Genomic DNA, 25,565 nt, shown 5'->3' on the forward strand with positions numbered 1-25,565 from the left:
TTGGACAGGAAAGGAAGTTTTATTTATGAAATATACAGTTTTAGGTGCAGGTGCAATGGGATTGAGATATGGTGTGCTTCTTCAAGAAGCCGGCTTTGATGTGGACTTTGTCGATACTTGGGATGAGCAAGTTGAAACGGTTCGGAAACAAGGTGGCGTTTATGTATCACGGGATGGTCAAAACCGTCACCTGGTGCCGGTCAATGTCTATTATCCTGAAGAATATAAAGGTGATCCGGATGTGCTGATTGTCTTCACGAAACAATATCAGCTGGCCGATTTCTTAAAACGCTGCGCACGTTTCTTTAATGATAAACAATATGTCGTAACCTGTATGAACGGTATGGGGCACGTTGAAAAGCTCAATCAATACTTCCCTAAAGAACGGTTGCTTGGAGGAACTGCACTGATTGGAACTGTGCTAAATAAAGCTGGGGATGTCGACTTCATTGGACCTAAGGGTGCCGGATCGATGAACATCGCCAACGAAACCGAAAAGCCCGATGCCATGACCCACAAGATTGTCGACGAGTTCCAGAAGGCTGACCTCAATCCTAATTTAACCACCAACTTCATGGGAACTTTGATGGCCAAGGTTGTCTTTAATTCTGTCATCAACACCCTTTGTACGATGTTTAAGATCCGAATGGGTGAATATATCCAATCGCCAGTTGCTCAAAAGCTTGGTGTTCAACTGATCGATGAAGCCTTTGACGTTTGCGAACGTGCCGGGATTACTTTATTAAACACCCGTCAAGAGGAGTGGGAGACCGTTAAATACGTCAGCACCGTCTCCAACCCACTGCATTTTCCTTCCATGTATCAGGATATTTCTAAAAACCGGGAGACCGAAGTTGATTACATCAACGGATATATCTATGACCTCGGCTTGAAGTATCATTATGAAGCCAAGACCCACGATTTCTTGAGAAACCTGGTTCATCTAGCTGAATTTGCCGGAACCTTCGACGTTGACGGTTATATGAAGTCAGTTCTTGAATGTGATAAGAAGGCGGCCGTCAAGACCCCAGAGGAACATGTGGCAGAAGCTTAGTGATGATTTAAACGAAAATTTCAAATGCCATCCAGACAGTCAATAAATCTGGATGGCTTTTTCTGTTTATTTTTTGGTTAAAATGAGTGAAAGAAGCTTACTTTAAGTTCATAATAGGAGCTATCTGTTTACTTATTTATTACCATATAGTGCTTGATATTTTGTTGGCCAAGTTGTAATATACTTAGGTACCTAAATAAGTTAAAATAAATCTCTAATAACGTACCTGGAAGGAGTAGCAAAATGCTGAAAATTGCCAAAAATCGGATCTCATATGTGGCAGTTCTTGGGGCCGTTCTATTTATGTGCATCCAAGTAATTGCCAACTTGAATCTGCCCAGTTTGACATCTGACATTGTTAATAATGGGGTTGCCAAGGGAGATATTTCTTATATCTGGAAAGTGGGCTTTCAAATGGCCGGCTTTTCCTTACTTAGTATCCTGGCGGCGATCTGCAACGTCTTCTTGGCGGCTCGGACTTCACAGAAGTTGGGACAGAATTTACGGAGTGATGTTTATCGTAAAGTCATCAACTTTTCCAAGGATGAGTACGACCAGATTGAAACTTCATCATTGATTACGCGAACAACCAATGATGTCGTTCAAATTCAAAACGTTGCCATTATTATGCTGCGAATGATGTTAATGGCACCAATCATGCTGATCGGAGCCAGCTTCCTGGCTTACACCAAGGATCACCAATTAACGATGATCTTCCTGGTGGTCTTACCGATTATGATTGTCTTCATCGGCCTTTTACTCTACTTTTCGGTTCCGTTGTTCAGAGCAATGCAAACCAAAACTGATAAAATTAACCGAATTTTTCGTGAAGGATTGACGGGTGTGCGGGTTATTCGGGCATTCCGACAGGACAAATTCGAACAAGACCGGTTTGAAGATGCCAACCGTGATTATACCGATAATGCCATTAAGGTTAATACGATTGTTGCCCTGGCGTTTCCAGTGATGACTTTAATCATGAGCGGAACCAACGTTGCAATTGTCTGGTTTGGTGCCAAATTGATTGGTGCTCAATCCATGCAGGTTGGTAATCTGATTGCGTTTATGAGTTATGCCATGCAGATTCTGATGAGCTTCATGATGCTTTCAATGGTGTTTGTGTTTATTCCTCGTGCCCAAGCATCAGCAAAGCGGATTCAAACGGTTTTGGCTTTGAAGTCAACTATGAAGGAAGCTGCCAATCCGGTGGTCTTTGATCCGAAAGCCAAACAACACGATTTAAAATTTGATCACGTTGAATATCGTTATCGACAAGCGGAAATGCCTGCTTTAAGCGATATCGACTTTGATGCTCATAGTGGGCAGACAATTGCGATTATTGGTGGTACCGGATCAGGAAAGACCACTTTGGTGAGTTTGATTCCGCGATTCTATGACGTTGACAAAGGTGAAATCGAACTTGATGGTCATAACATCAATGACTTCTCAATGAAAAACTTGAGAGACCAAGTTTCCTTTGTGCCTCAAAAGGCAACGTTATTTACCGGAACCATCCGCGATAATATGAAATATGGGAATCCCAATGCCACCGATGACCAGATCTGGCATGCATTGGATATTGCCCGTGCCAAAGATTTTGTGAGTGAAGATCCTGCCGGACTGGATATGGTCGTTGAACAGGGTGGCGATAACTTCTCCGGTGGACAAAAGCAACGTTTGGCAATCGCCAGAGCGTTGGTTAAGAAAGCTGCCGTTTATATCTTTGATGATTCATTTTCAGCGCTTGATTTCAAGACTGATGCCGATTTACGGGCTGCCTTACGGGCTGATGAGCATATTCAAAAGAGTATCACGGTTATTGTTGCGCAACGAATTGCGACGGTTGCCGATGCTGATTTGATTTTAGTGCTGGATAATGGTCGATTGGTTGGTAAAGGAACTCATGACGAGCTTCGTGCCAACAACAAGATCTATCAAGAAATTATTCATTCACAACTGAGAGAGGAGGACCAGAAATAATGGCTGAAAAAGATAATGCACCTCAACCAAGTGGTAATCAACATCATGGCGGTCCTGGCGGCTACCAAGGGGTTGTTGAAAAGCCACACCATTTCTGGAAGACAACCAGACGGCTGCTTGATTACATGCAGGACCGATTGATTGGCCTCATTCTGGTTCTCGCATTTGCGATTATCAGTGTAATTTTTCAAATCAGAACCCCCAAGATTTTAGGTGAAGCTACGACTGAAATCTTTAAAGGGATGATGAAAGGCAACGCCCAACAAAAAGCTGGGTTTAGTGTTGCTCAACTGCCGATCAACTATCAAAAAATTATTCAAATTGTTCTGATAGTGATTGTCATGTATCTTGCAGCAGCCGTATTTAGTTTCCTGCAGCAATACATCATGACCAGAATTTCTCAGAATACGGTTTACAAATTGCGTCGGCAGATGAAAGGTAAGATGCGTCTGGTTCCGATTAAATATTATGATACCCACAGCAATGGGGATATCATGAGCCGGGCAGTTAACGATATGGATAATATCGCCAGCACCCTTCAACAAAGTTTGACGCAGGCTGTTACCAGCTTTGTGACCTTTATCGGAACGTTATGGATGATGTTTACGATTAGTTGGAAATTAACCATTATTGCCTTGATTACCATTCCGTTGAGTTTGGTTATTGTGGGAATTGTTGCGCCAAGGTCACAGAAATATTTTGCGGCTCAACAAAAGAGTTTGGGCTTGCTGAACGACCAAGTCGAAGAAAATTATGCCGGTCAAATTGTCCTCAAGAGTTTTAATAAAGAGCAGGATACGATCGATCAATTTGAAATTCAAAACAAGAAGTACTATCAGGCAGCCTGGAAAGCTCAGTTCATTTCAGGAATTATCATGCCATTGATGATCTTCTTGAATAACATTGGTTATGTGTTTGTTGCGGTTGTCGGTGGTATTCAAGTTGCCAACGGAACTGTTACCCTTGGTAATGTTCAGGCCTTCCTGCAATATACCAATCAGTTCTCACAGCCAATTTCTCAATTAGCCAACTTGATGAACACAATTCAATCAACGATTGCGTCAGCCGAACGGTTTTTTGAAGTGATTGATGAAGAAGAAATGAAGAACACCAAGGCCAACCGTCCCGTTGAAGAGGGAACCGATAATTTGGTGGAATTGGAGCATGTTCAATTTGGTTACAACGATGATGAGTTGCTGATGAAGGATTACAACCTTGCCGTTAAACGTGGCCAGCAAGTCGCTATTGTTGGTCCAACCGGTGCGGGTAAGACAACCATCATCAACCTGTTGGAACGCTTCTATGACGTCAAGGGCGGCAGTATTCGCCTGAATGGTGTTGATACCCGTGATTTGGACCGTGAAGATTTGCGTTCACACTTTGCCATGGTGCTTCAGGATACCTGGCTGTTCACTGGTTCGATTTACGACAATATCAAATATGGCCGTGAAGATGCGACAAAAGACGATATTCTTGAAGCTGCCAAAGCTGCCCACGTGGATGAGTTTGTTCGCAAACTTCCCAACGGGTATGACACCGTTTTGAATGAGTCAGCTTCCAACATTTCTCAAGGTCAACGTCAATTGATCACAATTGCCAGAGCATTTGTGGCCGATCCCGAGATCCTGATTTTGGATGAGGCTACCAGTTCCGTTGATACTCGGACTGAAGTTCAGATTCAACACGCAATGAGTCAGTTGTTGGAAAATCGGACCAGCTTTGTGGTTGCTCACAGACTTTCAACGATTCAAAATGCCGATAATATTATCGTTATGAATCATGGCTCAGTTGTTGAAACTGGGACTCATAATGAGTTGTTGGCAAAGAATGGCTTCTACGCCAACTTGTACAACAGTCAATTCTCAGATGATGTTTCATTTGACTAAGGAGGAGCTTACGATGAAAAAATTAATTGGTTTATCAGTCGCTGCCGCTTCTCTGATGTTGATTCTGAGTGGCTGCGGGAAACCGACGTTAACAGTTTCCCGTCATCATTTGCGTGCGAATGCTCTGGCAGTCACTTTAAAAGGCAAGAGCAATCAAAAACACGTTGACTACACGGTGAATGGCGGTTCAAAGAAGACCGTCAAGACTAATAGCAGGGCCTTTGTCATCAGTGTCCCAACCAAAGATTATCAGCAAACTGTTAAGTTAAGCGCAGATGGCCGTCATCAAACCGTTAAGGTTGCCAAGGCAAAGGTTGTCGGCAGTTATAAGGCAATTCGCACATCCTATAACCAGGCTTTGACCGGTGCTGCATTGTCCAAGAAGGACCAGCAATTGGCTCGACAAATGGCAAAGCAGGGTGCCCAAGTCAAAAAAGAAGCCCAACAATTGAAATCGGGTAAAACTGATAGTGTTGCGGCAATGCAGGCGAAAGCTCAAAAAGCGGCTGCCCTTCAAAAGCAGACTGCTCAGTTGAAAAAGATGCAGGCTCAACTTGCCCCGGCAATGAAGCGGGCTCAGGCCAGCGTGAAAGATCAACTGCTGCCGGCAAATCCGAAGAACGATATTTCTAATTTGATTTCAACCAAGAAGCTCAATTTACGAGCTAATCTTGCGGGTGATAAAGTTTTGGGGATGGCGATGATGGTTCCGGTATCCAGCTTGAAGCACAAGAAGGATCTGAAACCGTTTATTATGTCATTTTCCGTCCTGACAGACAGTGTTGGCGGAAATGCGAAGTATGTCCTAAAAGAATTCCAGAAGTCGGCTAAGGCCAAGAAATCGACTTCAACGACTGCGCCGAAGTTCCATTCCAACGGGATTACGGTTAGTCTGGGATATTCAACTTCAATATTGTATGTCTTTGTCACAAAATAACGAGTGTGGGATGAATCCAAAATGGTTCATCACATCATAAAAACGAGCCATGATGAATGATTTTCATCACGGCTCGTTTTTGCATACTCAATATTAAATTTCAAATGGATTAATGACCAACGCCCATGAACCAGGCAAGCAGGTATAGGATCCAAATGTGCAATGGATAAAAGGCATAGAAGAAGCCCTTCATACTTCGTCCCAATTGACCGTTGTAGAAGTACATTGGAATGATGGCCAAAAACATCAGCCATTGGAAGTTCCCTGTAAACAACGTTGAAAAGTTGAAGCCGGTTGAAATAATCGCCAGAGCAACAACCGCGAGCATTTGCCAGCTGCGCTTTTTACGTACCAGGTACATCAGTGGGCCAAGATACAGCATAAATGAATTTTCAGCGATGAATGGACTTGGCAGCAGCATAATCAGTTTGGCCCAGACAGCATGGCTGCCAATGGCAGTTACCGCAACCAGCGTAATTGCGCCAAAGATAAACGGAATGGCGATGGCTAAAATACCACCCCAGACTTTGCCTTGCTGATGGCGCTTTCGGCCTTCTGAAATTTGTTGGATACCATACATGGTCAAAACGCCGATAAACAAATCGCCAAAGATATTATTGATTAAGGCAAAGTCGCCCATTGGGAAGAAATGCTGGATGATCATGTTCCCAATCTGCATAACCCAAAAGCCAATTAATAAGCGGGTCATATAACGTTTCTGGTTCCGAGTATGGATAAAGCCTTCAACACTTAGAAAGAAAAAGATGGTCGCAACCGGTCGGCCAAACCAGTCGACCCAGTTGGGAACCCCAACGGTGTTGAACATTTCATGAATGTGGTCAATGAACATCAGGGTAATTCCGATGACTTTGATATCGAAATTGGTGATGCCACGTTTGGCTGTTGAATCGATAAGATCACTCCTAAAAATTTTTAATAGGCAAAGTTTAACACATATTCGGGTTAAATGTATTTTCGAAAATGAGATGGGGTGGTTTGATAGAACTTTTTGAATTGATCAATAAAGTGGGATGTATCATGGAACCCCACTTTGATTCCCACCTCGTGAACTTCCAAAGCAGCATTTGTGAGCAACAGTTCTTTCGCCTTTTTCATTCGGTATTGATTAAGGTACTCGAGGGGCGTCATCTTGAATAGCCGTTTGAATACCCGATTTTGGTAAGTCACTGAATAGCTGGTGACTTTTGAAAGATCCTGATTACTGATGGGCTCCGCAAAGTGATTGGAAATATAAGCCAGAATTGGTGAAGTAATGGTTGAACTTTGAAATTGCTTCGTATTCAATAACTCATTTTGCTTTAGCAGCATGATGAACTTATAAATTTGAATTGATTGATCAGGCAATGACAGATTATCGTTAGGCTTGAATTGATTGAAGGTTTGGGGGATAAATGCGGTTAACTCAGGCGAAACAGCCTGAACCAGAAGAAACTGATTGAGTTTTAAAAAATGCGCCATATCATTCGCGATGGTTCCGTCAAACGATAAAAAGGAGACTTTCCAAGGTTCACTTCCGGTTGGATGATATTCATGAGGAACTCTTGGCCGGCACAGAATGCCCTGATTACGTTTTAACAAAATGTGTTGGTGATCAAGGTTGACCATGCCCATTCCACTTTCAGTCTGCAGCCAGTGATAGGCATAGTAACCGTTGAGTCTGTGAATTGGGGGCTGATTCCAGTCGTAGCCAATACTGTCACAATACAGCGGTATTTTCATTGTTGGACGATTAAACGCGATTCTCAAATTAACGCCTTCTTTGCATTCATTTTACTATAATTGGGTTAAATTGACGCATTTTAGGGTAAATTAGTCATATTAATGAAAGCCCTTACATAATATACTCAAATTGTTAGGAAATATTTGTTGCTGTTTTCTTTTGTTTCAGTCGATTATTTGAGATTTTCAATAAGATACAGGGGGCGTTTTAAGGATGGATTCAGTACAAAAAAAGCAACGAAAAAAGAGCTTTTGGTCGATTTTTAACTTTGCGTTTGCCAACATAGGTGGATCTGCGGTATACATGACGTTCGGTACATATTTTATGGTTTATGTTACGTCAGCTATGTTTACCGGCGTACCGAAGGCCGAAGCCAACAAGTTGATTGCTATGATTACCGGATTGATATTCATTATTCGGCTTGTTGAAATTTTTATTGATCCAATCATTGGGAACATTATTGATAATACCAATACACGTTGGGGAAAATTTAAACCATGGCTGATAGGTGCCGGGACAATTTCAAGCCTGTTATTGGCACTTCTATTCTCTGGTATTTTCGGATTATCAAGAGTCAGTGCAACATGGTTTACAATCTTATTTATCCCAATCTTTATTACGTTTGATATCTTCTATTCATTTAGAGATGTTTCGTATTGGGGCATGGTACCTGCTTTAACTGAAGACAGTCACGAACGTTCATTGTTCACTGCCGCTGCCAACTTTAGTGGCTTCGGTCAAAACATCGTCACCATTATCATTGTTCCAGTTGTTACTTATGTGACTTTCGTCTTTACCGGGAAACATAATGAAGGCCAACCCGGCTGGACCGCTTTTGGAATTTTGATTGCGGTTGTTGGAATTATCTGTTCACTCGTGGTTGCCTTTGGGACTCATGAAAAGCAAAATGCTTTGCGGGAAGTTACCAAGAAAAAGACCAGTTTGAAAGATATGTTTTGGGCTCTTAGCCATAATGATCAAATGTTGTGGACAGCTTTTCCATATTTAATTTATGGATTTGGAAATGCTGCAACCGCCGGTCTGATGTTTTATTTATTTAAATACGTCATGGATAAGCCGGGATTATTCTGGATTACCGGTTTGATTCCAACGATTGCCGGATTCTTCACTTCACCACTTTATCCAATCATTAATAAGTGGGTGACTCGAAAGACAATTTATGCCGTCAGCATGTGCAGTATGATTTTGGCATACATTTTGCTGATTGTTTCAACTGATAACCTTGCAATGGTTGTCACTGCAATGATTCTGTATTATGTCCCACAGGGATTCATCTTTATGGCGGTTATTTTAACTTTGACCGATACCATCGAGTATGGCCAGTTGAAGAACGGTACCAGAAACGAAGCCGTTACGTTAGCCGTTCGGCCAATGCTTGATAAAATGTCAGGGGCAATTTCCAACGCGGTTGTTGGCTGGGTTGCCGTTGCTGCCGGCATGACCGGTACGGCGACTGCGGCATCAATGACACCAGGAGGAATTTCATTATTTAAGCTGGTCGCATTTTGGATTGCTTTAATCCTCCATGTTCTTGCATTGATCATCTACGTATTCAAAGTTAACATTTCAGAAAAGAGACATGCTGAAATTGTTGATGAATTACAGCATAAGTTAGCTGCTGAAGGAATTGGAAATCCTGAATCAACTGATGAAAAAGGGTCTGAAACCAAGGTTGGCACAGTCTCAAGTGAACCGGTAGATGTTAATATTGCCGCTCCTGTTAGTGGTGTCACAATGAGCTTATCAGATGTTGTTGATGAACATGGTCACAAGGGCATTGCTGGAAAAGGAATTGCCATTCAACCAACTGAAGGTAAGATCTATGCCCCATTTGACGGTAAAGTGGTATTAGTCTTCACAACCAAGCACGTTATCGGGCTTCAATCAGACGATGGGTTGGAAGTATTAATTCACGTTGGATTAGGAACCGTTAATATGCGTGGCGAAGGATTTATTAATCACTTAGATTCAGGCCAGTCATTTAAGAAGGGTGATTTACTCCTTGAATTCAATCGTGATAAGATTCAACAAAGCGGATACAAAGATACCGTTGTTGTCCTCTTGACTCAAGGCAATGATATTGTTAAGACTCAATATACGGACAAAAAGGTTGTTGCCAGTGGAGATGAACTGGCAAAAGTCCAGTTGAAATAACGTTATGAAAATTGAATAGTAAAAAGGTGCCATCGAAATTATGATTGATAACTTCGATGGCACCTTTTATTGAATCGATTTTATTTTAGAAAATTACTTCAAAACTTTGAAGCGGTCTTCATCGTTCATGAATTCTTTTTCTCCGGCTGGTGATTCGATTGAGCCAAAGTCCATCTGAGCACGAAGTTTCCAACTGTCTGGAATGCCGAATGCTTCTTTAACTTGGTCATCGATCAGTGGGTTGTAATGTTGCAAGTTGGCACCAATCCCGTTTTCGGCAAGGGAAGTCCAAACGGCAAACTGAGCATTACCTTGAGCTTGTTCAGCCCAGTCGGCAAAGTTGTCGGCGTACAGTGCGAAGTCGTTCTCAAAGCGGTGAACAACGTCCATGTCAGTGTAAAACATCACAGTACCGAAGGCTGACTTGAATGCGTTAATCTTCTGTAAAGTCTTTTGGTAAGCTTCCTCAGTAGGAACTTCTGATTTTAATCGTTTACCAACGATATCCCAAAGCTTTTCGTGATTGTCTCCGAATAAGATAACGGCACGGGTTGTTTGGTTGTTGAATGGGGTAGGTGCCCACTTGATATCTTTTTTGATTAAGTCAGCAATCTCGTCAGGGGTTTGGCTGATGTTACGTCCTAAGGCATAAATTGAGCGACGCTTCTTGGCAAGATCCAATAATTGTTCTTTCATGTGTGAAAATTCCTCCAATGATTTACTTACTTTTTATTAGTCAATATGCTAATCATACAGATTGACAAAAGTGATGTCAATACATATTGACGTTAAAATACTTGTACCTTAAGATTAGCACATAATTCAAGCGGGAAACTTGATTTAGGTCAAGTTTCATAAAACAATCCAAATAAAAAAGCCCGCAATTTGGATTGCCGGGCTTTCTCGAAGTGTAAATTCAAACGTTTATGCGGCAACGGTATCAGTTGCGGGAACGTCTAAATCATTGTTTGAAGTTGTGCTGTCTTGGTTCATTGCTGAAGCAAGAAAGTCTTGAATATTCTTCATGTAATCTTGAACAGCGTTACTTGCTGAGGCATGACCGCCAACGTGGCCGTCAAGAACCCAAAGCTTTTTGTCTGTTGATGCGCTTAATTTGTACATTGTTTCAGTTTGAGTGTCCGGGATGAAAGTATCATCTTCGGTTGAAATGAACAATGTTGGCAATTTGGAATTCTTTACAGCAGTAATCCCTGAAACATCATCCAAGCTGAAGCCTTGAACCAATTTATTAATGTTATTCATGGAAGTTAACAACTGGTCAAAGGGAACTAATGGAATTGATCCATTCAGGTTCCAGCCAATTTTCGAAGTGATGTTGTTCAAGCTACTTGCTGCACCGGTATACAGGTGATAAATCAAAGATGGAATGGTTGAGAAGCCACAATCGGCAATCGTTGCTTTAACTGATGAAGGCAGGTCGCCTGAAGCAGCGTATTGGAGTGCTGTATCGGCGCCCAATGATTGGCCATATAAAACGATCTGGCTTTCTTTGCCGTTAGTTTGGTCGATTTTGTTAATCCAGTTAACCCAATCTTTCTTATCCTTGTTGCCGAAGCTCAGCCATTCACCATCACTGGTGTTTTGGCCGCGGGTGTATGGCATTAGGACGTTGTAGCCCATGTCATAGAACATCTTTGAAATCCGACCCATTCCTTCTGGCTCAGTGGTCCAGCCTTGACCGTAAATAATGGTCTTTTTGGAGTCGCCATTCTTGATGTAAGTTGCTCTGGCAGTTCCAGTACCGTCGGCAAACGGCACCTCCCAAGTTTCTTTTGGTGCCTTGTTGTCGTACCAGTCCTGAGCCTCCGTATAGTATTGCTTGACGTACTCTGGATTGTATTTCTCGTCCAAATCAGCCCAGTTTTGACTAACATCCCAACGGTTAGGGGACAACAGTGTCCGGAACTTTGAGATGAATTGAGCGCCTTGACGGCTGGCAACCAATGGATAAATAATCGATGCGGCAATTCCACTGGTAATTCCAGTGAAGAAATTGATGAATGGATTGTCACTTGATTGTTTAATTGCAGAATCGGTTGAATCGCCGATTCCTGAAACGGTGATTTCATCTTTATCTGATGTTGTCGCTGTGGTGCTTGAGTCACTTGCGGTATCAGATTGAGTGGTATCACTTGATCCATTTTGATCTTCAACCGGTTGAGCAACTGTCGAGTCGGTTGCATCATCTGCAGTGACGTCAGCTTGGCTGTCCGTTGTTGAATCAGCAGCTGTTGTATCTGCGGTTGATGAATCGGTTGCTTGACTGTCATAAGCGACAGTTGGTTCGTCTGAAGTAGATTCAGTTGTGTCAACCGTTGACGGTTCTGCTGTAGTTGGCTGTGATTCAGTGGTTGGATCACTTTCAACAGTTTCTGCCGGGGTGGATTGATCGGCAACAGCTGTGTCGTCTGAAGTAGCGGTAGCGTCTACTGCAACCGGCTCATCCGAGGTGGTTACAGTAGATGACTGTGACTGCTCGGACTGAACCGCTGTATTAACAGCCGGATCAGATTGAGCGGTATCTGCATATGTATTGGTTTGAAAAATAAACAATCCCAATGAAACAGCAAGCAGACCAGTCAGCTTTGACACGTTTTTTGCTTTGTTCAATTTGTTTCCTCCTTTCTAAAATATTAATTGAAGCAAATGCAATTATAATCGTTATTTATAACGCGTACCATATCAGTTTGATGACATTTAAGTAACAAAAACATATCCATAGTTAAATAAATTGGAATCGTCTCAGCATTGATCAAAGTGGGGCGTTTCGGGGATGATCGTTGATGATTTCAGGTATGTAGACAAAAAAAGAACCAGCGATCGAAATCGCTGGTTCTTTCAAATTTTAAACTAATAAATTAGTCTTCAATTGGTGTAACGTTAGCAGCTTGTGGTCCACGGTCGCTGTCTTCAACGTCAAGAGTAACTTTTTGGCCTTCGTCTAATGACTTGAAGCCGTCTTTGTTGATAGCTGAGAAGTGAACGAATACGTCACCATCGTCAGTAGTAATGAAGCCATAACCTTTATCAGCGTTGAACCATTTAACAGTACCTTGTTTCATAATATATGAAACCTCCTTGCGCTTTAAGCGCATAATTATATTTTAATGTATCAAGTTGCAGTGATTCCAAGGAGTTATTTCATAAAACTATAAAACAAATACCTTTGAAAATCGAACTCTTAAACACATTAGCTATAATATACCAACATCCTACCCGGTTGTCAAATCAGATTATGATCTTTTCAAGATTATGAAGCGTTGGCTTGCTGTGCAGCAACCGGTTCAACCTTGATAGAATCGTTATCCTTAACAACTTTGAAGTCTTTTGCATTTGGATTTTGCAGATAACTATTTGTTAATTTATCAGTAATTTCTTTGGTGATCACTCTGTGCATTGGACGAGCACCAAGTTCTTTGCTGTAGCCCATATCAACTAACTGACTCTTTGCATCGTCGGTAACAGTGAAGTGGATACCACGAGACTTGTCGACCAAATTGTTCAAATCGTTGAGCATTAAGTCAAGAATCTTAAGCAAATCAGGCTTCGTTAATGAATTGAATTGAATAATATCATCAATTCGGTTCAGGAACTCAAGCTTGAAGTAAGGTTTTAATCTGTCAATGACGTTCTTCTTATCATCATTATCACCTTGGCCGGCGTTACTGGTCATGATGATAACTGTGTTACTGAAGTCAACGGTTCGGCCTTGAGCGTCTGACAAACGACCATCGTCAAGAATTTGCAGCAACAGATTCAATACATCTGGGTGAGCTTTTTCAATTTCATCCATCAGAATCAAGCTGTATGGGTGACGACGAACTTGTTCAGTCAAACGGCCGCCTTCTTCGTAGCCAACATAACCAGGTGCTGAACCAATCAACTTGCTGGCACTGATCTTATCCATATATTCAGACATATCATATCTGAACATTGCTTTAGTCGTGCCAAACAATTCTTTGGCAAGTGCCTTGGCAGTCTGCGTCTTACCAACTCCGGTAGGGCCGACAAACAGGAAGCTGCCAATTGGACGGTTGCCTTCAGTAAATCCAACCCGGCTACGACGAATAGCAGCTGAAATTGCATCCAAAGCTTTGTCCTGGCCGATAACTTCTTTCTTCAAGTCTTTATCCAAGTTATTGAGTTGGTTAACTTCGTTCTTGTTAACATCAGTTACAGGAACACCGGTAATTCGTTCAACAACTGATTGGATAATGGCTGGGGTAACTTGTGGTGTTTCAACCTTTGTTCCATTGTCAATATTCTTAATCTGTTCTTGAACTTTGTCCAACTTGTCACGTAACTTGGCAGCCTTCTCGAAGTCATCTTTCTTTGCAGCTTCAGCCTTGTCTTTTTCAAGCTCTTCCGATTCCTGCTGCAAAGTTGATTTGTCTTTGGTAAGTGATGAGCCCATGGCAACCTTGGCACCGGCTTGGTCAATCAAGTCAATGGCTTTATCAGGGTTCATTCGATCCTGAATGTAACGATTACTTAATGTGACTGCAGCCTTTAATGCTTCGGGTGTGTATTGAACGTGGTGGAACTTCTCGTACTTTGGAGCCAAGCCTTTGATAATGGTCAAAGTGTCTTTTTCACTTGGCTCGTTCACCATGATTGGTTGGAATCGACGGGCAAGTGCCTGGTCTTTTTCAATATCACGGTATTCGTTGCTTGTGGTAGCTCCGATTAACTGAAAGTCGCCACGAGCCAACTTAGGCTTTAAAATGTTGCCGGCATCCATCTTGTCACCTTCACCGGTTGAACCGGCACCGATGATTTGATGAATTTCATCAATAAACAGAATGACGTCCTTGTCTTTCGAAACATCGTCGATTAATTTCTTCATTCGTTCCTCAAACTGGCCACGAATTCCGGTTCCTTGTACCAAGGAGACAACATCAATCGAGATGATCTTCTTGTTCAGGAGCTTCTCGGAAACGTCTCCGGCGACAATCTTTTGTGCCAAGCCTTCAACAACGGCAGTCTTACCAACACCGGCTTCACCGATTAAGACTGGGTTGTTCTTGGTTCGACGACTGAGAACTTCTTCCATTTGTCCAATTTCTTTATCACGGCCGATAACAGGATCCAACTTGCCATCTTTAGCCATTTTAGTTAAATCAGTTCCATATTCGTCTAACAAAGTTTTCTTTTGTTGAGGTCTGCGTTCTTGGACTTGGATCGGTCCCTGCTGACGTGATTGTTGACGACCGTTGGAATCTGACATTGCATTCCTAAAGAATGGGTCGTTGAAAATGTCATCAAAACCGTTGCTTCCAAAAATATCGTTATTCATAGGCAATACCTCCGTATTCTAAATGATTATTAACGTATTTATGATTCACATGTTCAAATTATGAGGAACATCCATTCCCCTCTTGAACAACTATATAGTATCATATATATGTAATGCATTCAAGAGTTTAGCTTAAAACGATATAGCTCCAAAGCACTGGTATACAGGCATTCCTAAAAATAGTTAAAAATAAAAATAGCACTCTTATAAAAAGAGTGCTAACCATTCAAGTAATGCTATTCAATTTATCTTAATCCCAATTAATCTGTAATCTCAAATGTAAAGGGGACAGAATCTTTGAGGGTATCATGAACCGTGCAGAGATGAAGGGTATCTTGAATGAATTTGTCGTTGCCTTCCTTATCAAGATTGGTCTTGCAGGTCAGCTTAACGTGGATGCTTTTTACCCGGGAAGACTTATCTGGGAAGCGTTCCGTTTCGCCGGTCACTTCAACATCGAACTGCTTAATTTTGATATTGGATCCTGGACGGTGAACCAACGATGCTGCACTGGCACCCAAGCAGGCACCAACCGCGCCAAGCAGGTATTGAACAGGATTGGGACCGGCATCCGTGCCTCGAAACTTGGTTGGCTCGTCGGCAATAAATTGGTGGACACCTGCAGTGTTGATAGTTTGTGAGCCGACATCACGTAAAGTTGAATGAACATTATAAATTGCCATAGTTAAAACTCCCTTTAATGATGATTTGGTTTACAATCTAAATATAAGTTATTTTGAAGCTAAACGAAATAGAAAGGTTCATTAATTGAATGAAAACACTCATATTGATTTCCCATCCCAAATTTGAAGATTCCGGTACCCAACAGTTTCTCAAGACCAGTTTTTATTCTCTGGACGATGTGAAGTACCAAGTGATCGATGAACTTTATGGACAATCGGACGGCATCGACATTGAGAAGGAACAGTCGGCACTCAAAGGGTTTGACCGGATTATTTTTCAATTTCCGATGTACTGGTATTCATCACCAGCCAGCTTAAAACAATTTATGGACGATGTTTTCACCAGAAATTACATTGTCGCCAACCGGTCAGTAAAGACCAAGCAGCTGGGGATTGTCGTCACGCTTGGTGATGCCAAAGCAGACTTTCAGGCCGGCGGATCCGAGCAGTTCACAATTTCTGAACTGTTGCGGCCGTTGCAGGCATTTGCCCACAAGGCTGGGATGCAGTATTTGAAGCCGCTTGTCGTTGATCAGTTTGGCTACATGGATCCCGAGCAAAAAGAAAAACTGCTGATTGATTATCTGCAGTATTTGAGTGCGGAGATGCCCTTAAGTTTGGCCAACCGTGAGAAGTGGCTGGTTGAACGGCTACAGTCAACCAAGCAGGGTAAAAGCGATGAGAAGCAGCAGGCAATTGACCTGGTCATTAATTCTCTTGAAGATCAACAAAATAATGTAGAGAGTCTAAAAGAAGACGTTAAAATGATTCGCAATCAGGAGGAGTAAACAGATGACTGATACAACAGAGTGGCTGGTTAAACAGCTGACGGAATTGAAAAATGACGATCAATCTTTCATCAACAAATCAATTTATCAAGCAACTATCGAATTGGCTAAAGAGCAGGATAAGCGAGCTCAGCAGTCCCAAGATGAACTGGATGGAAGAATCTGGAGCCCCGATAAATGGTAGTGGACCCGGTAAGTTGGCATGTATTCAAGACATCAATAAATTAACAATGGAACTTAGATTCGTACAAGTCGTGCACTCAAGTGTTGTCACGGCTTTTTTCGTGCAATCAGTGCTAAACTATAACCGATATTAATCAGAGGGGTGAAGCAAATGGACATGGTATTGCTACTTACCATTATCTTGGCAGCCGTCGTTTTGGCCAATATTTTAGCTCGGCACATTACGGTTATCCCTTTGCCGTTTTTCCTGATCTTGTTGGGAGGCATATTGGCCATCCTGCCGGTTTATAGAGGGTTTCAATTAGATCCCTCAACCTTTGCGTTGGCAATTATCGCGCCGATGCTTTTTAATGAAGCCCAGAATAGTTCACGATTTTGGATTGGCCGCTCAATCACGAATATTTTGTCATTAGCAGTCGGCCTGGTCTTAGTGACCGTGTTGGTCGTTGGATCGGGACTCCATCTTGTGATGACGATTCTGCCGTTGACATTGTGCTTTGCATTGCTGGCGGTCGTGACACCCACTGATGCCTCAGCCGTCAATTCAATATTTGAGGCGAACCCAATTGCTGAAGAGCAGGCGGGCACATTGCAGCATGAATCATTGTTCAACGATGCGGCCGGTATTGTGTTGTTCGACTTTTCGCTGACGGCTTTTGTTTCCGGAACCTTCTCGTTAAAATTAGCTGTTGGCATTTTTCTTTGGGAATTCTTTGGCGGCTTGCTGTTTGGAAGTTTGATCGGTGTTGCAATCGTCAGTGCCCGGCTGTTCTTGATTCGCTACAATGACGACACGCCGATTATTATGGTGCTGATTCAATTGATGTCACCGTTTCTTGTGTACTTGCTGGCTGAAAAATTAGCATTATCCGGCATTCTGGCGGTCGTTGCCGCCGGACTGGTACAGGGATCCGAGCGTGAAAAGCTGCGTTTAACGTCATCTCGGATGCAGCTCGTTACCAGCAACGTCTGGGAAATCATTTCCGGGATGCTGTCAGGAATTGTGTTCGTATTGCTGGGCCTGTCGCTTCCCGAAGTCATCAAGGCGCTTCATGAATCGCCCAATCCCGATCTTGGAATTTTTAAGTTAACCTTGATCGGAGTCGGCGTTTACCTCACAAAAGGATTACTGCGTCTGGTTTGGAGTCGATACATGCTCAAACGGCGGGTTAAGTCACGTCACGAGTGGCGTGACAGCCTCGTTATGGCGCTTAGCGGTGCCAATGGAACAATTACCTTATCATTGGCTTTCTCAATGCCAAACACGGTTAACGGGCAACCATTTGCGTTTCGTGGCATCATGATTTTCGTGGCTGCCGTGGTCATTTTGACCAGTCTGGTTATGCCAACAATTTTCGTGCCGGTCATATTGCCAAGCCAGGATCAAAAAAAGCCCCGATATCGTTGGGTTAAACGAATGATCCAAGCTGCTATCAGTGATCTGTTAAAGGAAAAAGAGCACCCCGCCGAGGCTCAGATTGTGATTGATTCATTACAGCAACAGCTGGTCCTCGACAGTACACCGAATTTCCACCTGCGCAGACAGTTGATGAGTGAGGCCCATCAAGTGGAGCTGAAGGCAGTTAAGCAGTTATTTGATGACGGTAAAATTTCAGAAGATGAATTAACCTACTATACAAAGTTCTTGAATTTGAACAATTTCTCCGCGGATGAAAAAATTTGGAAGAACGTTCTACTAAGAATTCGATTTAGCCTCCACGTCGGCAGGCTATACAAAGATTTGAACCGGGCTCAAGAAGCATTTTTAACCGCACCGGTTGCCTTGGAAGAAGTCTATTGGCGTGAACAATTTGAAAAGCATGGCGAGAATATATTGCCAATTGAGCAGGCCGGATTTAACGCGGTCATGGACTTCTTAAAGACTCAACAGGCTGATAATGGTGTGGAAACCAACATGGTTAAGCGATTTTATCGAACCCGCCACCGTCGAATCAACGGTGAAGATGTTGACATGAACATTGTCTATCAAATGTTTATGCGGGCTTTCCACAGTGAGTATGAATTAATTCAAGATTCACTTGTCAGCGGAAAAATTGACTCCGCACTGGCTGAAAAGCTGCAGTCGCGGATCTCAACGGATGAAATGACTTACCTGCAGAATACGGAGGTATTCAAGGATTAGTGTGCGACGAGACCTGGGTGATTGCGGTGCATAAGTCCAAAACGACCATTAATGAACGGTTTTTGTTCATTGATGGTCGTTTTGCATTTATGTGTAGCGATCAGGGTCGTCGTCCACAGGACTAGCTGCTGCGCCATACTTGCGACCGTCGGAACACTTTAAAAAATAACCTTTACTTCGAGCCCACTAGAAGTTATATACTCAAGATATGAATTTGAAATAACTAATAAGAAGGTAAACCATGAAATATCGAAATTTGGGTAAACAAGGCCTTAAAGTCAGTGAACTAGCCTTAGGCAGTTGGATGACCGATGTTAGCAGTGCCTCGAAGCAGGATTTAGCTGATCAAAGTTTGAAACTCGCTTACAGCAAGGGAATTAATTTCTTTGATTGTGCTGATGCATATAGTGGTGGGGCAGCCGAACGGTTCTTGGGCAAGGCACTTAAAGAATTTCCCCGCAAAGAATTGGTCCTTTCAAGTAAGGTGTATTTTCCAACCGGTCCTGGTATCAACGACCGCGGACTTTCACGAAAGCACATTATGGAATCGATTGACCAGTCTTTGACGAACTTACAAACCGATTATTTGGATCTGTATTTCTGCCACCGATTTGATCCCAATACGCCGCTGGAGGAAACACTCATGGCATTGAGTGATTTGGTCGACCAAGGCAAGATTCTCTACTATGGTGTCAGTGAATGGCGACCGGTTCAGATTCTAGAAGCCCAGTTGGTCATCCAAAAGCTTGGCCTGCATCCAATGTCAGTTGTCCAGCCACAATACAATATGTTTGATCGATACATTGAACATGAGTTGATTGATGTCTGTGGCAAGCTTGGATTGGGAATTGTGCCATTCTCACCACTTTCTCAAGGGCTGTTGACCGGAAAATACCGCAAAGGCCAAAAGATTCCGGCTGGTTCGCGGGCAACCTACCAGGATCAAATTCAAGCGCTTTTGACTGATGACAACTTGGATAAGGTTGAGGCGCTAATCAAAATGGCTAATGAGCTGGATACCGATTTGGCAACCTTTGCATTGGCATGGACCAAGCGGGATCCACGAATTAGCAGCTTAATTACAGGGGCCAGCAAACCAAGCCAACTTGAAAATAACCTCAAGGCTGTTGATCTGAAAATCCCCGAAGAGTATTTCGGCCGGATTGATCAATTATTTGGATTTAAAAAGTTTGAGCGACACATTGGATAAAAAGAGCGTGCGGTAATGGCTGAAATCAGCCGATTGCCGCACGCTTTACTAAATGATATGGGATTACAAAAACAGACCGAGACAAAAGTTGACGCTTTTGTCCCAGCCTGTTTGTTTGGCTATTTTTCTGTTGTTGAATCAGTTGGATCCGGATATCCCGGTGCCCAGTGATTGATTGGTCCAAATTCATGACCAACGTTAATTTCATTTTCAATGGCGATGTCCACAAATTTCTTAGCGATTCGGACGGCCGTTTCGACGTCGTTACCTCGGGCCAGTTCCGCTGCAATACATGCGGAAAGGCTGTCGCCGGTCCCATTCTTACGGTCGGTATCGAAGAAATCACCGGTCAGCCAAAAGCTCTTTCCCGACTCAAGTAAAACATAGTCGGAAACTTCTTTTTGGCCGGGATGATGGTGACTTCCCTTAATCATAATGTTGGCGGCACCCAAATCTTTTAACTTTTGGGCGGCTTTAATCATGTCGTCTTTGGTGTTGATTTCCATTTCAGCCAACTTTTGAGCCTCAAAGAAATTAGGCGTGATGACCGTTGCTAAAGGAATCAGTTCATCCCGAAGTGTCTTGTAGGCACTTTCTTCCAGCAGCATGTTACCATGCTTGGTGGTAATCACGGGATCGACTACCAGTGGGCCAAAGTCATACTTTTGATAATTTTTAATGACGGTTCGGATCAGTTCACTGTCTGCCAGCATCCCGGTCTTACTTGCTTTGACTTGGTAATCGTCAGCCAGGTCTTTGAATTCCTGGTCGATAAATGAAGTGGGCAGCGTTACGGAATCGTGAATACCGTAACTGTTACCGGCAACTGCGGCGGTCATAACGGCCGTTCCGTAGATGTGACGTCTGAAAAATGTGTGTAAATCTGCTTGCATGCCGGCGCTGCCATCACTGTCTGAGCCAGCGATTGTCAGTGCTTGTGGATATTGTTCTGTCAAATTAATCACCTCAACCATTCATTTAACTATTAAGAATACCACATTTTATTAGAAATCATAGAGAAATGATAGATTGATTTGCGTTCCGACCTGAACTTGTATTATAATAATTTAGTCTATTGGAATTATGAAATCGTAATACAAAATAAGGAGAGTCTAATTATGCGAATTTGTCATCCACACGGCGTACAAGGACGTCGTCCAGTTAACCGTAAAAAAGATATCAAGCGAAACAAACAATTATCAGACTTGCAACATTTCTTGAAGCAAAAGCCAGGTAAGTAATCGTTTGAAAAAAGCCAACCGGATTTTCCGGTTGGCTTTTCTTTTACGCTGTTGCAACTGCTTCAAACGCCTCAACGTCTTTTTCAGTTCCAATAACCGTCACAATGTCACCGGCTTGGGTAACCGTTGATTGATTTGGAATAATGGCGCCTTCTTCGTCTGCGTGGGATAAAGCAATCACTGATATTTTGTATCGGTTGGTCAAATTCAAGTCGTTCAAAGATTTATTGAACAGCTTTGGATTCGTGAGTTCAAATTCCACCACCGATAATTCACCTTTTAATTTCAAGTCGTTGAGAATCTTTGGCTCCATCACGTGAAGGGCAATTCTTTCACCCATATCACGCTCTGGCTGGATAACTTCATCAGCGCCCAGCTTTTCCAGAACTTTTGCATGACGGGCATTTTCGGCCTTACATACCAAGTGTTTGACACCCAGTTCCTCACAAATCATGGTCGTCATGATGCTGGCTTCCAAGTCAGTTCCAATGGCCACAAATACATTGTCGAAGTTTCCAATTCCAAGCTGTTTTAAGGCTAATTCGTTTTGGGTATCGGCAACAATCGCTTCGGTTGCCCGATCCCGAAATTCATTCACCCGATTTTCACTTTTATCAATGACTAAGACTTCCTGATCGTGTTCCAGTAAAGCGTTAACGATGCTGGAACCGAAGAGGCCAAGGCCGATGACGGCATAATTTTGTTTCATGAGGGTGCTCCTTTTTTCAATATTGTGCTTCGTTTTTTTTAAAATTGAATTTTCATTTTTTATCGAACATGTTTTGATGCTAATGACTACTCCCTTCGGCCTTCAAAATGCGTTCCGACGGCCCAGATGCTCATTTCTAAGGGGGCTTTAATTAAAGCCCCCTTAGAAGCCGCATCTCCCGAGCCTCGTCACGCTCTAACCAATCATTACGTTTTCTTCCGGATACCTGAAAGCATCTTCGGGACGCTTTGACGTGAGCAGTGAATACATCACGGTAAAGATTCCGACTCTGCCCATGAACATCAGCACCGCAAAAATTAATTTGCCGATGACACTCAGATGGGCAACCAGTCCCAAACTGAATCCAGTAGTTCCGAATGCTGAAATGACATCAAAGGTAATGTATTCCAGCCCTTGAGTTTTGGGGATGGTTTCCGTGAAGGTTAAAATCATGGTCGCAATCGATAAAACCACCGCGACTAAAAATACCAACGAAAGTGATCGGGTAACATTATCATTGCTGAAGCGGCGGCCCCAAAATGTCGCGTCCCGTTTGCCGCGCAGCGTTGACCACACTCTGATCAACAGAATTCCCACGGTGGTGGTCTTAATACCACCGGCAGTGGATCCCGGGGTTCCACCAATCAGCATCAAAATCATCGTAAAGAACATGCCGCCCATGGTGATATGAGTAACCGGCAAAGTATAGAAGCCGGCAGTCCGTGGCGTGACCGCTAGGAACCATGTATTCATGATCCGCTGAAAGGTCGTCAAATGACTTTCCTGAGCGAAGTTTCCTTCGGTTAACATGTAAACCACAAAACTAAGCAAAATCAATCCAAGATAAGTCGTCAATGCTAATTTGGTATGCAGGCTCAGATGATGGTCTTCATGATAAAAGATAATATCTTTCCAGACCAGAAATCCGAGGGAGCCTGAAATAATTAGAATGGTTAACACAAACAGCAGGTAGGGATCATTCTGGAATCGGACCAAGCTGTTGTCATACAGGTCAAAGCCGGCGTTACAAAAAGCACTGATTGAATGAAAAATACTGTACCCCAAGCCCTTCACAAAGCCATAGCGGGGATAGAAATCAATAAAAATCAACCCGGTTCCCAACACTTGAATTGCCAAAGAAATACGGACAACCAAAAAAACAACCGCACTGGTGTTGGCAAATGACTGCAGATTCAGTGATTGTTGGGTGAGCAGCCGAGTCGTTAAATCAACTTTGCGGCGCATAAACACGAATAGCAAAACGGCAAAGGTCATAAAGCCCAGACCGCCAATTTCGACCAACATCAAAATGACAATTTTTCCAAAGATGCTCCAATGCAGGGCGGTGTTGACGACGGTCATTCCAGTGACACAGGTTGCCGAAGTGGCAGTAAAAAACGCGTTGATATAGCCGGTCATATGTCCGGATCGGCTGGCAATCGGCAGCGACAACAAAAAGGTTCCTATCAAAATAATGATAAAGAATCCCAATGTTAATATCTGCGGCAGTGCCAACCTGGTTTTCAAGTTCAATGAATCAGAACCTTTCACTTAGCAAGAATGCTAATTTCTAATGTTAATGACATATGTATTATCGCACATTCCCAGAAAGCACCCAACTCTATGCCTAAAATAGACTATAATATTGTTAAATAAGTGATTGTGAGGGATAGATTTTATGCTGATAAAAAATGTGCATATTGAAAATGCTGAACAAACCAGCGATGTCAAAATTGAAGATGGTAAATTTGTCAAAATTGCGCCTTCAATTGAGCCAACGGATGACGAACAAGTGATTGACGCGACTAATAAATTACTGCTGCCACCGTTTGTTGATCCCCATGTGCATCTCGATGCCACTCAAACTGCCGGTGATCCTGAATGGAATCAATCAGGCACGCTGTTTGACGGAATTCGCATTTGGAGTGAACGTAAGAAAAAATTGACGATTGACGACGTTAAGACCCGTGCCAAGAAAGCACTCAAAATTCAGGTTGCCAACGGAATCCAATTCGTTAGAAGCCACGTCGACGTTACCGATCCGGATTTAACGGCCTTAAAGGCATTGATCGAGGTTCGAGACGAAGTTGCCGATCAGGTTGAACTCCAACTAGTTGCTTTTCCACAGGAAGGGATTCTGTCATATCCCAATGGCAAAGAGTTGATGATCTCTGCTGCCGATATGGGCGCTGACGTTATCGGTGGAATTCCACACTTTGAATTCACTCGTGACTACGGTGTTGAATCACTGAAATTCTTGATGAAAGTTGCTGAGAGTAAGGACAAATTGGTGGATGTTCACTGTGATGAAATCGATGATCCGGAATCTCGCAACCTCGAAGTATTAGCCACCCTTGCCCTTGAAAGCGGGATGGGTGACAAAGTAACCGCCAGCCATACAACGGCAATGGGCTCTTACAACGATGCCTATACCTACAAATTATTCAGACTCTTGAAGATGTCTCATATCAACTTTATTGCCAATCCGTTGGTCAACACCAACTTGGGCGGCCGTTTTGATACTTATCCAAAGCGTCGGGGCATGACCCGGGTTAAGGAATTGTCCGAAGATGGAATTAACGTTGCATTTGGTGAAGACGATATTAAAGATCCATGGTATCCAATGGGCAACGGCAATATGCTGGACCCAGTTGAAATGGGGATTCACGTTGGTCACTTGATGGGGTACAACGACATCATGAACTCCTATCAGTTCGTCACAACCAACGCCGCCAAGGCAATGCACGTCAGCGACCATTACGGAATTGAAGTTGGCAAGCCTGCCAACTGCATCATTATGAATAACAATAACTTCTACAACGCCTTAAATGAACGTTCCGAGATATTGTACTCAATTCATGATGGTAAGATTTTGGTTCAAACCGAACCCAAGCACGTAACAAATCATTTTAACGATTAACAAAAAGCACTAAGCACATTTCTGAAAGGAATCTTTCAAAGATGGACTTAGTGCTTTTAAAATCAAACTTAATTGGCTTTCTTTTTCTTTGCAACAGTCGACTTCTTAACGGCAGCCGGCTTTTTCTTTGGCACCATTGCAGCTTTTTTGGCTGCAGCAGCTTCCTTGCGTTTACGAGAGCGTTCCTTCAAAATATCTTTGAGGGCGCCAATATCTTCTTGATGAAGATCCTTCCAAGACTTGTACGATGTATTGGTATCGGTATCGGTGGGTTTAAGGCCGGTATCCAACCAGAACAGGGACTCTGTCAAGCTGGGGAAATTGTGCATCCAAAGGGTTTGGCCATTTTCGGAGTCAAACGCAACGTAAGAACGGGCATGGTGCTGTAAAAATGTATGCTTTCGAATTTTGAAAGCTTCGCGTTTCCTTGTTAACCGATAATCGGGTAAAATGTACTTACCTTGTTTTTTTAATCGGGGAAAACGTTCGTTTATTTGATCTGATTGGTCTTTTAAAAGCGCTTTGGCTTCCTCAACCGAGATCAATGTGGCTTTAGTCTGGGTCATTTAACTTTGCCCCCTTTACTTAACATTTTCGC

General features: G+C 42.9%; 22 protein-coding genes. 11 read left to right on the top strand and 11 right to left on the bottom strand.

Annotated features, from left to right (window positions below):
- Positions 1 to 25 precede the first annotated feature (25 nt).
- The 4 genes from DNL43_RS06875 (at position 26) to DNL43_RS06890 (ending at position 5,857) form a co-directional block, all read left to right on the top strand.
- Entirely contained in the window at positions 26 to 1,054 is a 1,029-nt protein-coding gene (locus DNL43_RS06875; RefSeq protein WP_054768840.1) for a ketopantoate reductase family protein, read from the top strand.
- Positions 1,055 to 1,297: 243 nt separating this feature from the next.
- Positions 1,298 to 3,034, top strand: a complete 1,737-nt coding sequence (locus DNL43_RS06880; protein ID WP_056980940.1) for an ABC transporter ATP-binding protein — start codon at positions 1,298 to 1,300, stop codon at positions 3,032 to 3,034.
- Entirely contained in the window at positions 3,034 to 4,920 is a 1,887-nt protein-coding gene (locus tag DNL43_RS06885) for an ABC transporter ATP-binding protein (RefSeq protein WP_056980939.1), read from the top strand. Before DNL43_RS06880 ends, DNL43_RS06885 begins: the two co-directional genes overlap by 1 nt.
- Positions 4,921 to 4,933: 13 nt before the next feature.
- Positions 4,934 to 5,857 (top strand): hypothetical protein, encoded by a 924-nt coding sequence (locus DNL43_RS06890; protein WP_056980938.1) that lies wholly within the window; start codon positions 4,934 to 4,936, stop codon positions 5,855 to 5,857.
- Positions 5,858 to 5,966: 109 nt separating this feature from the next.
- Here the strand turns inward: DNL43_RS06890 and DNL43_RS06895 are convergent, their stop codons facing one another.
- Together DNL43_RS06895 and DNL43_RS06900 are read right to left on the bottom strand one after the other, a co-directional pair.
- Complete coding sequence (locus DNL43_RS06895) at positions 5,967 to 6,707, bottom strand: TraX family protein (RefSeq protein WP_082619678.1); 741 nt, start codon at positions 6,705 to 6,707, stop codon at positions 5,967 to 5,969.
- 113 nt (positions 6,708 to 6,820) lie between these two features.
- Positions 6,821 to 7,597, bottom strand: coding sequence for an AraC family transcriptional regulator (locus tag DNL43_RS06900; protein ID WP_225439224.1), 777 nt, complete (start codon positions 7,595 to 7,597; stop codon positions 6,821 to 6,823).
- A 214-nt stretch (positions 7,598 to 7,811) separates the two neighbouring features.
- On the opposite strand from DNL43_RS06900, the gene DNL43_RS06905 reads away from it, so the two are divergent.
- Positions 7,812 to 9,773 carry a PTS sugar transporter subunit IIA gene (locus DNL43_RS06905; protein ID WP_082619677.1) on the top strand — a complete coding sequence of 654 codons (1,962 nt, stop codon included), beginning with the start codon at positions 7,812 to 7,814 and terminating at the stop codon, positions 9,771 to 9,773.
- A gap of 93 nt (positions 9,774 to 9,866) precedes the next feature.
- Here the strand turns inward: DNL43_RS06905 and DNL43_RS06910 are convergent, their stop codons facing one another.
- The 5 genes from DNL43_RS06910 to DNL43_RS06930 all read right to left on the bottom strand — a co-directional run bounded on the left by DNL43_RS06910 (position 9,867) and on the right by DNL43_RS06930 (position 15,773).
- Positions 9,867 to 10,469, bottom strand: coding sequence for a nitroreductase family protein (locus tag DNL43_RS06910; RefSeq protein WP_056980935.1), 603 nt, complete (start codon positions 10,467 to 10,469; stop codon positions 9,867 to 9,869).
- A 228-nt stretch (positions 10,470 to 10,697) separates the two neighbouring features.
- Positions 10,698 to 12,404: a CocE/NonD family hydrolase gene (locus DNL43_RS06915; RefSeq protein ID WP_095344822.1), complete on the bottom strand. Its 1,707-nt coding sequence runs from the start codon at positions 12,402 to 12,404 to the stop codon at positions 10,698 to 10,700.
- A gap of 248 nt (positions 12,405 to 12,652) precedes the next feature.
- Positions 12,653 to 12,856: a cold-shock protein gene (locus tag DNL43_RS06920; RefSeq protein ID WP_013728822.1), complete on the bottom strand. Its 204-nt coding sequence runs from the start codon at positions 12,854 to 12,856 to the stop codon at positions 12,653 to 12,655.
- A gap of 188 nt (positions 12,857 to 13,044) precedes the next feature.
- Complete coding sequence (locus tag DNL43_RS06925; protein WP_056980933.1) at positions 13,045 to 15,090, bottom strand: ATP-dependent Clp protease ATP-binding subunit; 2,046 nt, start codon at positions 15,088 to 15,090, stop codon at positions 13,045 to 13,047.
- 260 nt (positions 15,091 to 15,350) lie between these two features.
- On the bottom strand, positions 15,351 to 15,773 hold the full coding sequence (locus DNL43_RS06930; RefSeq protein WP_054768837.1) for an OsmC family protein: 423 nt from the start codon (positions 15,771 to 15,773) through the stop codon (positions 15,351 to 15,353).
- Positions 15,774 to 15,862: 89 nt separating this feature from the next.
- On the opposite strand from DNL43_RS06930, the gene DNL43_RS06935 reads away from it, so the two are divergent.
- From DNL43_RS06935 to DNL43_RS06950, 4 genes are all read left to right on the top strand, one after another.
- Positions 15,863 to 16,561, top strand: a complete 699-nt coding sequence (locus tag DNL43_RS06935) for an NAD(P)H-dependent oxidoreductase (RefSeq protein WP_054768836.1) — start codon at positions 15,863 to 15,865, stop codon at positions 16,559 to 16,561.
- Positions 16,562 to 16,565: 4 nt separating this feature from the next.
- Positions 16,566 to 16,745 carry a hypothetical protein gene (locus DNL43_RS06940; RefSeq protein ID WP_054768835.1) on the top strand — a complete coding sequence of 60 codons (180 nt, stop codon included), beginning with the start codon at positions 16,566 to 16,568 and terminating at the stop codon, positions 16,743 to 16,745.
- Between the two features lie 150 nt (positions 16,746 to 16,895).
- Positions 16,896 to 18,887, top strand: coding sequence for a cation:proton antiporter (locus DNL43_RS06945; RefSeq protein WP_056980932.1), 1,992 nt, complete (start codon positions 16,896 to 16,898; stop codon positions 18,885 to 18,887).
- A gap of 241 nt (positions 18,888 to 19,128) precedes the next feature.
- Positions 19,129 to 20,097, top strand: coding sequence for an aldo/keto reductase family protein (locus tag DNL43_RS06950; protein ID WP_054768834.1), 969 nt, complete (start codon positions 19,129 to 19,131; stop codon positions 20,095 to 20,097).
- 119 nt (positions 20,098 to 20,216) lie between these two features.
- On the opposite strand, the gene thiD is transcribed toward DNL43_RS06950, so the two are convergent.
- Complete coding sequence (gene thiD, locus DNL43_RS06955) at positions 20,217 to 21,071, bottom strand: bifunctional hydroxymethylpyrimidine kinase/phosphomethylpyrimidine kinase (protein ID WP_056980931.1); 855 nt, start codon at positions 21,069 to 21,071, stop codon at positions 20,217 to 20,219.
- 144 nt (positions 21,072 to 21,215) lie between these two features.
- On the opposite strand from thiD, the gene DNL43_RS12295 reads away from it, so the two are divergent.
- Positions 21,216 to 21,338, top strand: a complete 123-nt coding sequence (locus DNL43_RS12295) for a hypothetical protein (protein ID WP_261907085.1) — start codon at positions 21,216 to 21,218, stop codon at positions 21,336 to 21,338.
- 43 nt (positions 21,339 to 21,381) lie between these two features.
- Here DNL43_RS12295 and DNL43_RS06960 read toward each other — a convergent pair whose 3' ends face one another.
- Together DNL43_RS06960 and DNL43_RS06965 are read right to left on the bottom strand one after the other, a co-directional pair.
- Entirely contained in the window at positions 21,382 to 22,047 is a 666-nt protein-coding gene (locus DNL43_RS06960) for a potassium channel family protein (protein WP_054768833.1), read from the bottom strand.
- Positions 22,048 to 22,242: 195 nt separating this feature from the next.
- Positions 22,243 to 23,598, bottom strand: a complete 1,356-nt coding sequence (locus tag DNL43_RS06965; protein ID WP_370444161.1) for a TrkH family potassium uptake protein — start codon at positions 23,596 to 23,598, stop codon at positions 22,243 to 22,245.
- A gap of 127 nt (positions 23,599 to 23,725) precedes the next feature.
- On the opposite strand from DNL43_RS06965, the gene codA reads away from it, so the two are divergent.
- Positions 23,726 to 24,967, top strand: coding sequence for a cytosine deaminase (gene codA, locus DNL43_RS06970; RefSeq protein ID WP_056980929.1), 1,242 nt, complete (start codon positions 23,726 to 23,728; stop codon positions 24,965 to 24,967).
- Positions 24,968 to 25,035: 68 nt separating this feature from the next.
- Here the strand turns inward: codA and DNL43_RS06975 are convergent, their stop codons facing one another.
- Positions 25,036 to 25,533 carry a hypothetical protein gene (locus DNL43_RS06975; protein ID WP_056980928.1) on the bottom strand — a complete coding sequence of 166 codons (498 nt, stop codon included), beginning with the start codon at positions 25,531 to 25,533 and terminating at the stop codon, positions 25,036 to 25,038.
- Positions 25,534 to 25,565: the final 32 nt, after the last annotated feature.

The sequence above is a fragment of the Lentilactobacillus kefiri genome, from assembly GCF_009739535.1.
Taxonomy (GTDB): domain Bacteria; phylum Bacillota; class Bacilli; order Lactobacillales; family Lactobacillaceae; genus Lentilactobacillus; species Lentilactobacillus kefiri.

What these genes read in the sequence shown, in the direction of transcription:
- DNL43_RS06950 (WP_054768834.1), top strand. Translation starts at nt 19,129, where the DNA reads ATGAAATATCGAAATTTGGGTAAACAAGGCCTTAAAGTCAGTGAACTA.
- DNL43_RS06880 (WP_056980940.1), top strand. Translation starts at nt 1,298, where the DNA reads ATGCTGAAAATTGCCAAAAATCGGATCTCATATGTGGCAGTTCTTGGG.
- DNL43_RS06900 (WP_225439224.1), bottom strand. Translation starts at nt 7,597, where the DNA reads ATGAAAATACCGCTGTATTGTGACAGTATTGGCTACGACTGGAATCAG.
- codA (WP_056980929.1), top strand. Translation starts at nt 23,726, where the DNA reads ATGCTGATAAAAAATGTGCATATTGAAAATGCTGAACAAACCAGCGAT.
- DNL43_RS06895 (WP_082619678.1), bottom strand. Translation starts at nt 6,707, where the DNA reads ATGTTCATTGACCACATTCATGAAATGTTCAACACCGTTGGGGTTCCC.
- DNL43_RS06890 (WP_056980938.1), top strand. Translation starts at nt 4,934, where the DNA reads ATGAAAAAATTAATTGGTTTATCAGTCGCTGCCGCTTCTCTGATGTTG.
- DNL43_RS06935 (WP_054768836.1), top strand. Translation starts at nt 15,863, where the DNA reads ATGAAAACACTCATATTGATTTCCCATCCCAAATTTGAAGATTCCGGT.
- DNL43_RS06910 (WP_056980935.1), bottom strand. Translation starts at nt 10,469, where the DNA reads ATGAAAGAACAATTATTGGATCTTGCCAAGAAGCGTCGCTCAATTTAT.
- DNL43_RS06885 (WP_056980939.1), top strand. Translation starts at nt 3,034, where the DNA reads ATGGCTGAAAAAGATAATGCACCTCAACCAAGTGGTAATCAACATCAT.
- DNL43_RS12295 (WP_261907085.1), top strand. Translation starts at nt 21,216, where the DNA reads ATGCGAATTTGTCATCCACACGGCGTACAAGGACGTCGTCCAGTTAAC.
- DNL43_RS06960 (WP_054768833.1), bottom strand. Translation starts at nt 22,047, where the DNA reads ATGAAACAAAATTATGCCGTCATCGGCCTTGGCCTCTTCGGTTCCAGC.
- DNL43_RS06905 (WP_082619677.1), top strand. Translation starts at nt 7,812, where the DNA reads ATGGATTCAGTACAAAAAAAGCAACGAAAAAAGAGCTTTTGGTCGATT.
- DNL43_RS06940 (WP_054768835.1), top strand. Translation starts at nt 16,566, where the DNA reads ATGACTGATACAACAGAGTGGCTGGTTAAACAGCTGACGGAATTGAAA.
- DNL43_RS06945 (WP_056980932.1), top strand. Translation starts at nt 16,896, where the DNA reads ATGGACATGGTATTGCTACTTACCATTATCTTGGCAGCCGTCGTTTTG.
- thiD (WP_056980931.1), bottom strand. Translation starts at nt 21,071, where the DNA reads ATGGTTGAGGTGATTAATTTGACAGAACAATATCCACAAGCACTGACA.
- DNL43_RS06975 (WP_056980928.1), bottom strand. Translation starts at nt 25,533, where the DNA reads ATGACCCAGACTAAAGCCACATTGATCTCGGTTGAGGAAGCCAAAGCG.
- DNL43_RS06875 (WP_054768840.1), top strand. Translation starts at nt 26, where the DNA reads ATGAAATATACAGTTTTAGGTGCAGGTGCAATGGGATTGAGATATGGT.
- DNL43_RS06930 (WP_054768837.1), bottom strand. Translation starts at nt 15,773, where the DNA reads ATGGCAATTTATAATGTTCATTCAACTTTACGTGATGTCGGCTCACAA.
- DNL43_RS06925 (WP_056980933.1), bottom strand. Translation starts at nt 15,090, where the DNA reads ATGAATAACGATATTTTTGGAAGCAACGGTTTTGATGACATTTTCAAC.
- DNL43_RS06920 (WP_013728822.1), bottom strand. Translation starts at nt 12,856, where the DNA reads ATGAAACAAGGTACTGTTAAATGGTTCAACGCTGATAAAGGTTATGGC.